The sequence below is a fragment of the Pseudomonas indica NBRC 103045 genome (assembly GCF_002091635.1).
Classification (GTDB): domain Bacteria; phylum Pseudomonadota; class Gammaproteobacteria; order Pseudomonadales; family Pseudomonadaceae; genus Pseudomonas_M; species Pseudomonas_M indica.
Genome location: NZ_BDAC01000044.1, coordinates 1 through 6965 on the forward strand (window position 1 = coordinate 1; position 6965 = coordinate 6965).

Sequence of the window (6965 nt, forward strand, 5' to 3'; positions counted from 1 at the left end):
TTTTCCTTAGCCACGGCAGTAAACCTCTTACTTTAAGGGCTGAATCAACCTTGTTTCTTGATGATAGCGTCGGCGATGTTTGCCGGGGCTTCCGAGTACTTCGCAAACTCCATGGAGTAGCTCGCACGACCCTGGGACATGGAGCGAACGTCGGTAGCGTAACCAAACATCTCGCCCAGCGGTACTTCGGCACGGATAACCTTACCAGCCGGAGTATCCTCCATCCCCTGGATCAGACCACGACGACGATTCAGGTCACCCATCACGTCACCCATGTAGTCTTCGGGGGTCACCACCTCAACCTTCATGATCGGCTCGAGCAGAACAGCACCGCCCTTTTGGGACAGCTGCTTGGTCGCCATGGAGGCAGCGATTTTGAACGCCATTTCGTTGGAGTCCACGTCATGGTAGGAACCATCGAACACGGTCGCCTTCAGGCCGAGGAGCGGATAACCGGCGACAACACCGTTCTTCATCTGCTCTTCGATACCCTTCTGGATTGCCGGGATATATTCCTTCGGAACCACACCACCCACGACTTCGTTGCGGAACTCCAGACCTTCCTGACCCTCGTCAGCCGGTTCGAAGCGGATCCAGCAGTGACCGAACTGGCCACGACCACCGGACTGACGAACAAACTTGCCTTCGATCTCGCACTTGTTGCGAATGGTCTCACGGTAAGCCACCTGCGGCTTGCCGATGTTGGCCTCAACACCGAACTCACGCTTCATGCGGTCGACGATGATATCCAGGTGCAACTCACCCATGCCGGAGATGATGGTCTGGCCGGACTCTTCATCGGTCTTCACGCGGAACGACGGGTCTTCCTGAGCCAGCTTGCCAAGGGCAATACCCATTTTCTCCTGGTCAGCCTTGGTCTTCGGCTCTACCGCTACCGAAATCACAGGCTCCGGGAAATCCATGCGCTCGAGAATGATCGGCTTCTCGATCGAGCAGAGGGTGTCACCGGTGGTGACGTCCTTCATACCGATCAAAGCAGCGATGTCTCCTGCGCGAACCTCCTTGATCTCTTCACGGGTGTTGGCGTGCATCTGAACCATACGACCAACACGCTCTTTCTTACCCTTCACGGAGTTCAGTACGGAGTCGCCCGAGCTCAGAACACCAGAATAGACGCGCGCAAAAGTCAGCGTACCAACGAAGGGGTCAGTCGCGATCTTGAACGCCAGAGCAGAGAACGGCTCGTTGTCATCAGCATGACGCTCGTCTTCCTGCTCTTCGTTATCCGGATGAACACCCTTGATCGCAGGGATCTCGGTCGGAGCCGGAAGGAAATCGATGACAGCATCGAGAACCAGCGGAACACCCTTGTTCTTGAAGGAGGAACCACAAACTGCCGGAACAATTTCACAGGCGATAGTGCGCAGACGCAGGCCCGCCTTGATCTCTTCGACGCTGAGCTCGCCTTCCTCGAGATATTTGTTCATCAGCTCCTCGTTGGCCTCGGCTGCCGCCTCGACCATGTTGGAGCGATATTCCTCAGCCATGTCACGCAGTTCGGCCGGGATCTCTTCCTCACGGAAAGTCATGCCCTGGTCGTCTTCGTTCCAGAAGATCGCCTTCATCTTGATCAGGTCGATCTGGCCCTGGAAGTTGTCCTCAGCACCGATAGCGAGCTGAACCGGGACAGGAGTATGGCCCAGGCGCTGCTTGATCTGGCCGACGACGCGCAGGAAGTTGGCGCCAGCGCGGTCCATCTTGTTGACGTAGACGATACGCGGCACACCGTACTTGTTGGCCTGACGCCATACGGTCTCGGACTGCGGCTCTACGCCGGAAGTGCCGCAGAACACCACGACAGCACCGTCCAGCACACGCAGAGAGCGCTCCACCTCAATGGTGAAGTCCACGTGACCGGGGGTGTCGATGATGTTGATACGGTACTTGTCGAACTGCTTCTCGGAGCCCTGCCAGAAGGCAGTAGTGGCAGCGGAGGTAATGGTGATACCACGCTCCTGCTCCTGCACCATCCAGTCCATAGTCGCGGCGCCATCATGCACCTCGCCCATTTTGTGGTTGACGCCTGTATAGAACAGGATCCGCTCCGTCGTAGTGGTCTTGCCCGCGTCTACGTGGGCGCAGATCCCGATATTACGGTAGCGGTTGATTGGGGTAGTACGAGCCACAATAAGGTCCTCGCGGAATTGAAAGCGCGATTAGAAACGGTAGTGCGAGAAGGCCTTGTTGGCTTCCGCCATACGGTGCACGTCTTCACGCTTCTTGACAGCAGCGCCTTTGCCTTCGAAGGCATCCAGCAGTTCACCGGCGAGACGCAGAGCCATGGATTTTTCGCCACGCTTGCGAGCGGAATCCACCAACCAGCGCATAGCCAGCGCATTACGGCGGGACGGACGAACTTCGACCGGAACCTGATAAGTCGCACCACCTACGCGGCGAGACTTCACTTCGACCAGCGGAGCGATGGCGTCGAGTGCTTTTTCGAAGATTTCCAGGGGGTCGCTGTTCTTGCGTTCTTTGACCTTGTCCAGAGCACCATAAACGATACGCTCGGCAACGGCTTTCTTGCCGCTCTCCATCACGTGGTTCATGAACTTGGCAAGGATTTGGCTGCCGTACTTCGGATCGTCAAGGATCTCGCGCTTGGCTGCTACACGACGTCTTGGCATTGATAAGCCCTCAAACGGTCTTCAGGTTAGCTCGGAACGGTAACGAATCGGTTACGCCCGACCTTACTCTTATCGACTCAATAAATAGGAAAACGGTTTACTTCGGACGCTTGGCGCCGTACTTCGAACGACCCTGCTTACGGTCTTTGACGCCGGAGGTATCCAGCGAACCGCGCACGGTGTGGTAACGCACACCCGGAAGGTCCTTTACACGACCGCCGCGGATCAGCACTACGCTGTGTTCTTGCAGGTTGTGACCTTCACCACCGATGTAGGAAGTGACTTCATAACCATTGGTCAGGCGCACACGGCAAACTTTACGGAGTGCCGAGTTCGGTTTCTTCGGCGTAGTGGTGTACACGCGGGTGCACACGCCACGACGCTGCGGGCAGTTCTGCAGCGCAGGCACGTCGGACTTCTCGACGATGCGCTTGCGCGGCTGACGTACCAGCTGGTTGATAGTTGCCATCTACTAGCTCCACTGTTGTCTTTCGACATAAACAAAATGGCAGAGCGCAACGCCCTGCCAAATTTAGGGGTGCATGAGTCTAAAGAGACTCCCGCCCCCCGTCAAGGCAAAGCCCGGGCCCTGCAGACCCGGACTTGGCTTTATTAGTTACCGCTCGAGTTCAACGCTTCGGTCAGAGCGGCTTCCACTTCGCTGGCGCTGACACGAACCGGCTTGCCAGAATCGCGCTGACGCTTGCGCTCGCTGTGATAGGCCAGGCCGGTACCAGCCGGAATCAGGCGACCCACTACCACGTTTTCCTTCAGGCCGCGCAGATAATCGCGCTTGCCGGTAACCGCCGCCTCGGTGAGAACTCGAGTGGTCTCCTGGAAGGAGGCCGCCGAGATGAACGACTCGGTGGACAAGGAAGCCTTGGTGATACCCAGCAATACGCGATCATACTTGGCCGGGAACTTGTCTTCGCCAGCCAGACGCTCGTTTTCTTCGAGCACCTGGGTCAGCTCGACCTGGTCGCCCTTGATAAAGCTGGAGTCACCGGCTTCGGCGACTTCGACCTTACGCAGCATCTGACGCAGGATGGTCTCGATGTGCTTGTCGTTGATCTTCACACCCTGCAGGCGGTACACGTCCTGAATCTCGTTGACGATGTACTTGGCCAGCGCGCTGACACCCAGCAGGCGCAGGATGTCGTGCGGGTTGCTAGGACCGTCGGAGATCACTTCGCCCTTGTTCACCTGCTCGCCTTCGAAGACGTTCAGGTGACGCCACTTCGGAATCAGCTCTTCGTACGGATCGCTACCGTCGGTCGGGGTAATGACCAGGCGACGCTTGCCCTTGGTTTCCTTACCGAAGCTGATGGTGCCGCTGATTTCAGCCAGGATGGACGGCTCCTTCGGACGACGCGCTTCAAAGAGATCGGCCACGCGAGGCAGACCACCAGTGATGTCACGGGTCTTGGAGGTTTCCTGCGGGATACGTGCAATGACGTCACCCACGCTTACCTGAGCGCCGTCAGCAACACCGACCAGCGCGTTCGCCGGCAGGAAGTACTGAGCCGGGACGTCGGTACCGGGCAGCAGCAACTCCTTGCCATTGGCATCGACCAGTTTCACGGCCGGGCGGATGTCCTTGCCGGCAGCCGGGCGATCTTTCGGATCCAGCACTTCGATGTTGGTCAAACCGGTCAGTTCATCGGTCTGACGCTTGATCGTGATGCCTTCCTCCATACCGACGAAGGCAACGGTACCCTTCATCTCGGTAACGATCGGGTGGGTGTGCGGGTCCCACTTGGCAACGATCGCACCCGGTTCGACCTTATCCCCCTCCTTCACGGAGATGACAGCACCGTACGGCAGCTTGTAACGCTCACGTTCACGGCCGAAGTCGTCGGCAACGGCCAGCTCGCCGGAGCGGGAGACCGCCACCAGATTGCCATCGGTACGCTCGACGTGCTTCAGGTTATGCAGACGGATCACGCCGCCATTCTTGACCTGAACGTTATCGGCAGCGGAAGTCCGGCTTGCCGCACCACCGATGTGGAAGGTACGCATGGTCAGCTGGGTACCCGGCTCACCGATGGACTGAGCGGCGATGACGCCAACCGCTTCACCGATGTTCACCTGGTGGCCACGGGCCAGATCACGACCGTAGCACTTGGCGCAAATGCCGTAGCGGGTTTCGCAGGTGATGGGAGAACGCACCACCACTTCGTCGACGCTCATGCGCTCGATGAATTCAACCCACTTTTCATCGATCAGGGTACCAGCCGGAACGATGACCTCATCGCCGCCCGGCTTGAACACGTCCCGGGCAATGACACGGCCGAGGACACGCTCGCCGAGCGGCTCGACCACATCGCCGCCTTCGATGTGAGGCGTCATCAACAGGCCCTGCTCGGTGCCGCAGTCGATCTCGGTCACCACCAGATCCTGAGCCACGTCGACCAGACGACGGGTCAGGTAGCCAGAGTTCGCGGTTTTCAGCGCGGTATCCGCCAGACCTTTACGCGCGCCGTGCGTGGAGATGAAGTACTGGAGTACGTTCAGGCCTTCACGGAAGTTCGCAGTAATGGGCGTCTCGATGATCGAGCCGTCCGGCTTGGCCATCAGGCCACGCATACCGGCAAGCTGGCGAATCTGGGCAGCGGAACCCCGCGCACCGGAGTCGGCCATCATGTACATGGAGTTGAAGGACTCCTGATCGACTTCCTTGCCCTCGCGATCGATAACCTTCTCTTTCGAGAGGTTCGCCATCATCGCCTTGGACACTTCGTCGTTGGCCTTCGACCACAAGTCGATCACCTTGTTGTACTTCTCGCCCTGGGTTACCAGGCCGGAGGCGTACTGGCTTTCGATTTCCTTCACTTCCTCGGTCGCCGCATCGATGATGCGTGCTTTCTCATCCGGGATGACGAAGTCGTTCACGCCGATCGACACGCCGGAGATGGTCGAGTAGGCGAAACCGGTATACATCAACTGGTCGGCGAAGATGACGGTGTCCTTCAGGCCAACGGTGCGGTAGCACTGGTTGATCAGTTTGGAAATCGCCTTCTTCTTCATCGGCTGGTTGACTACGTCATAGGACAGGCCGGCGGGCACGACCTGGAACAGCAGCGCACGGCCGACAGTAGTGTCGACGATGCGGGTGTTCTTGGTGAGGCTGCCGTCCTTTTCTTTGACGGTTTCGTTGATGCGTACTTTCACACGGGCATGCAGGGATGCTTCGCCGGCGCGGAACACACGGTCGACTTCCTGCAGGTCAGCGAATACACGGCCTTCGCCCTTGGCGTTAACCGCTTCGCGGGTCATGTAGTACAAGCCCAGTACAACGTCCTGCGACGGCACGATGATCGGCTCGCCGTTGGCGGGCGACAGGATGTTGTTGGTGGACATCATCAGCGCACGTGCTTCCAGCTGAGCCTCGAGGGTCAGCGGAACGTGCACGGCCATCTGGTCACCGTCGAAGTCGGCGTTGTAAGCAGCGCAGACCAGCGGGTGCAATTGGATCGCCTTGCCTTCGATCAACACGGGCTCGAACGCCTGGATACCCAGACGGTGCAGCGTCGGCGCACGGTTCAGCAGGACCGGATGCTCGCGAATCACTTCGGCGAGAACGTCCCAGACCTCCGGCAGCTCGCGCTCCACCATCTTCTTGGCGGCCTTGATGGTAGTCGCCATGCCGCGAGCTTCGAGCTTGCCGAAAATGAACGGCTTGAACAGCTCGAGAGCCATCTTCTTCGGCAGACCGCACTGGTGCAGACGCAGGGTCGGGCCGACGGTGATCACGGAACGACCGGAGTAGTCCACGCGCTTACCGAGCAGGTTCTGACGGAAGCGACCCTGCTTGCCCTTGATCATGTCGGCCAGGGATTTCAGCGGACGCTTGTTCGAGCCGGTGATGGCACGGCCACGACGACCGTTGTCCAGCAAGGCGTCGACGGCTTCCTGCAGCATGCGCTTTTCGTTGCGCACGATGATATCCGGCGCGGACAGGTCGAGCAGGCGCTTCAGACGGTTGTTACGGTTGATCACCCGACGATACAGATCGTTCAGGTCGGACGTCGCGAAACGGCCACCATCCAGCGGAACCAGCGGACGGAGATCCGGCGGCAGTACCGGCAGAACGGTCAGGACCATCCATTCGGGCAGGTTGCCCGAACCGTGGAAGGCCTCCATCAGCTTCAAGCGCTTGGACAGCTTCTTGATCTTGGTTTCCGAGTTGGTCTGCGGGATTTCTTCACGCAGGCGGCCAATCTCGTGCTCCAGGTCGATTTGGTTCAGCAGCTCGCGAACGGCCTCCGCGCCCATGCGGGCATCGAAGTCATCGCCGAACTCTTCGAGCGCCTCGAA

Annotated in this window: 4 protein-coding genes; all 4 read right to left on the reverse strand. The window is 58.8% G+C overall.

From position 1 onward, the window contains the following. Window positions 1–44: 44 nt before the first annotated feature. Window positions 45–2147, reverse strand: coding sequence for an elongation factor G (gene fusA / locus PIN01S_RS25965; RefSeq protein WP_084339811.1), 2103 nt, complete (start codon window positions 2145–2147; stop codon window positions 45–47). 30 nt (window positions 2148–2177) lie between these two features. Beyond that, window positions 2178–2648 carry a 30S ribosomal protein S7 gene (gene rpsG, locus PIN01S_RS25970; protein ID WP_084339812.1) on the reverse strand — a complete coding sequence of 157 codons (471 nt, stop codon included), beginning with the start codon at window positions 2646–2648 and terminating at the stop codon, window positions 2178–2180. 97 nt (window positions 2649–2745) lie between these two features. Further along, a complete protein-coding gene (gene rpsL, locus PIN01S_RS25975) occupies window positions 2746–3117 on the reverse strand; it encodes a 30S ribosomal protein S12 (protein ID WP_084339813.1) in 372 nt (123 codons plus the stop codon). 143 nt (window positions 3118–3260) lie between these two features. Beyond that, window positions 3261–6965 (reverse strand): DNA-directed RNA polymerase subunit beta' (rpoC, locus tag PIN01S_RS25980; RefSeq protein WP_084339814.1); only part of this gene is annotated, 3705 nt, incomplete at its 5' end.